Raw genomic sequence first — 3,514 nt, 5'->3', positions numbered from 1 at the left:
GAACCGGGGGCTGATCCTGGAGCATCTGGAGGCGATCGGACGGAGCGCCTGGAAGCTGGAGTCCAGGGAACGAGCGTTCGAGGTGCTCGGTGCGCTCGGGCCCCGGCCGGAGGTGCTGGGGATGCTGGAGCGGATCGCGGGGTCGGAGTCCCTGCTGCCGACGCCGCGGATCTTCGCCGTCGACGCGTACAGCCGTGCGGGGGACCCGGAGACCGCCGAGCGACTGCTCCGCGCGGTGCTCGACTGGATGTACGGACTCCTTCCGCTGGCCGCCCGGGTCGCCAGCTCGCTGGGGGACAGCGCGCGGACGGCCGTCCGCGACCGGGCGCGGCGGATGGCGGAGGAGCCCGAGGCCGACGCCTTCGAGTGGTCCAGGGCGGCGGAGGCGCTCCTCGCTCTCGGGCCGGGGGAGGACGTCGCGGGGCCGGCCCGGAGGGCCCTGGGCGACCCGCATGCGAAGGCGCACGACCTGAAACGGGCCGCCGACGCCTGGCTCAAGGCGTGCGGGAGCACGGCCGTGGCGGAGGTCGAGGCGCTGGCGTCGATTCCGCGGCGCGAGGCCCAGGGGCGACTGGTGGTCGCCGAGGCGCTGGAGCGGGCCGGATGGCTGGACGCCGCCGCGCGGATCGCGGGCGAGGTGCTGCGGCGGGGGTCGCCACGCATCGGCGACCTGGCGGACGCGGCCCGGATCTGGACGGCCGTCCACGGCGCGGAGGACGGCGAACTGGTCCTGGCGGCCATCGAGGCCAGCGGCGCCGAGTCCGGGCACACGCTGTACGTTCCCGGACGGCTGTACGAGGCTCTTCTCGGCGCCGGGCACGACGTGGCGGAGGAGACCGTCGCCTGGGCCCGGGGCGTGGTCGCCTCGCACCGCTGGGGCCACAGCTGGAGCGGCTACGCCCTCTCCGCGTGGCTCTCCGCCAGGGGAGCCTCGGCGGTCGAGGAGATCATGGAACGCACGGACGACGGCTGCACCCTGGCGGCGAACGACCGGGCCGTCACGGCCGAGGCGCTGCTGGCCGCGGGGGCGCGCGCACAGGCGCGGAAGATGGCGGAGCGGGCCCTGCGCAATCCGGGCACCATCCGCCCCTACTACCGGGACGCGGCGGACGTGCTGCTGAAGACCGCGGGCGAGGAGGCGATGCGGACGCTGGAGCGGGTCTGGTCGGAGACGCCGGCCCTGTCCTACGGCAGCCACTGGCTGAACGGGGTGCTCGACGCCCTCGACGGCCGCGAGGACGCGGCGGCGGACCGTACGCGCTCCCTGCTGGCGCGGGAGCTGGTGGACCTTCCGGCAGCGGGCAGCGACGACCCGGTCCGGGCGCTGCGCACCGTCCTGGAGGTCGAGGGGCGCGACGCCGCCCCGTACGCGGTCGGTGTCGCGAAGTCACCGCGGCTCTCCTGGAACGGCGCGTGCGAGACGGCGTGCGAGCTGGCGGCCCTGCGCGAGCTGGAGGCCGCCAAGGAGGTGTGGCGCTACCTCCTCGCGATGCCGTACCCGCCCCTGACCGGCGAGCTGACCCTCCTCATGGACCTCCAGGCGGCCCAGGTCACCCGCGAGGCCGCCGGCTGGCTCCGGGAGCTGATCGCCGACCCGGCGGCGTACGCGCCCCGCCGGCTGCGGCTGCGGCAGCTGCTGGCCTGGCTCGACGCCGCCGAGCCCGAGCCGGCCGGGAGCCCCCGGGCGAGCGGCCCCGCGCGGTGATCCATACGCAACCCTGACGTCCCCCGTCACCGTTCCCGGACGGGGACGCTCCGCGGAGCGGTGACAATGGAGCCATGGCGTCAGCACTCCAGACGCGGCGCGGCAAGCTGCGGGTCTACCTCGGGGCCGCGCCGGGTGTCGGCAAGACCTACTCGATGCTCTCCGAGGCGCACCGCCGCCTGGAGCGGGGCACGGACATCGTCGTCGGCTTCGTGGAGCACCACGGACGGCCGCGCACCGAGGTCATGCTGCACGGCCTGGAGCAGATGCCGCGTGCGGAGCTGGCGTACCGCGGGGCCGCGCTCACCGAGATGGACACGGACGCGATCCTGCGGCGCGCGCCCGCCGTGGCCGTCGTCGACGAGATGGCGCACACCAATGTGCCCGGCTCCCGGAACGCGAAGCGCTGGCAGGACGTGGAGGAGCTGCTGGCCGCGGGCATCGATGTGATATCGACGGTCAACATCCAGCATCTGGAGTCGCTGGGCGACGTCGTCGAGTCGATCACGGGGGTGCGGCAGCGGGAGACCATCCCGGACGAGGTGGTGCGCCGCGCCGACCAGATCGAGCTGGTCGACATGGCGCCGCAGGCGCTGCGCCGCCGGATGGCGCACGGCAACATCTACTCGTCCGACAAGATCGACGCCGCCCTCTCCAACTACTTCCGGCCCGGAAACCTCACCGCGCTGCGCGAGCTGGCGCTGCTGTGGACGGCGGACCGGGTGGACGAGTACCTGCAGCAGTACCGCGGCGAGCACAACATACGGTCCACCTGGCAGGCCCGCGAGCGCATCGTCGTCGGCCTCACCGGCGGCCCCGAGGGGCGTACGCTCATCCGCCGCGCGGCGCGGATGGCGGCGAAGGGCTCCGGCAGCGAGCTGCTGGCGGTCTATATCGCGAGCGCCGACGGCCTCACCTCCGCCTCGCCCAAGGAGCTGGCCGTCCAGCGCACCCTGGTGGAGGACCTCGGCGGCACGTACCACCACGTCATAGGGGACGACATCCCCCAGGCGCTGCTCGACTTCGCGCGCGGGGTGAACGCCACCCAGATCGTGCTGGGCTCCTCGCGCCGCAAGGCGTGGCAGTACGTCTTCGGGCCGGGCGTCGGCGCCACCGTGGCCCGCGACTCGGGCCCCGACCTGGATGTGCACATCGTCACCCACGGCCAGGTCTCGAAGGGCCGCGGGCTGCCCGTCGGACGGGCGGTGCGGCTGGGGCGGGCCCGGGTGCTGGGCGGCTGGGCGACGGCCACCGGGCTGCCGTTCCTGCTCACCTACCTGATGACGACGTTCGACCCGAACGTCGGCTTCACCAACGATGTGCTGCTGTTCCTGCTGCTGACCGTCTGCGCCGGTCTGGTCGGCGGGCTGCTGCCCGCGCTGGCCTCGGCCGCGGTCTGTTCGGCACTGCTGAACTTCTACTTCACCGACCCCACCCACACCTGGACGATCAGCGACTTCCGCAACATCGTCTCGCTGATCGTCTTCTTCGCGGTGGCCGTCGCCGTCGCCTCCGTGGTCAACCTGGCGGCCCGCCGCACCCAGCAGGCCGCCCGGCTGCGCGCCGAGTCCGAGATACTCTCCGTGCTCGCGGGCAGCGTGCTGCGCGGCGAGGACACCGTGGAGGCGATGCTGGAGCGGGTGCGCGAGACCTTCGGCATGGAGTCGGTGGCGCTGCTGGAGCGCGCGGACGAGCGCTCCCCGTGGACCTGCGCGGGCCGGGTGAGCGCGGACGGGGGCGACGGGACCGGGAGCCCCCAGGCAGCCGGCTCCGACGCGGGAGACGGCGGACGCGGACCCGGGGCCGGCT

Annotated in this window: 2 protein-coding genes; both read left to right on the top strand. The window is 74.2% G+C overall.

Going from position 1 to position 3,514, the window contains the following annotated elements; translation table 11 throughout:
- Positions 1-1,705: hypothetical protein (locus G5C65_RS33785; RefSeq protein WP_420903388.1), on the top strand; the 1,705-nt coding region annotated here is incomplete at its 5' end.
- Between the two features lie 74 nt (positions 1,706-1,779).
- Positions 1,780-3,514: sensor histidine kinase (locus G5C65_RS33780; protein ID WP_165302874.1), on the top strand; the 1,735-nt coding region annotated here is incomplete at its 3' end.

The organism is Streptomyces boncukensis (assembly GCF_011045075.1).
GTDB lineage: Bacteria > Actinomycetota > Actinomycetes > Streptomycetales > Streptomycetaceae > Streptomyces > Streptomyces boncukensis.
The sequence above is the reverse complement of the archived record's forward strand: the minus strand, read 5'-3'. Positions and strand labels throughout refer to the sequence as shown.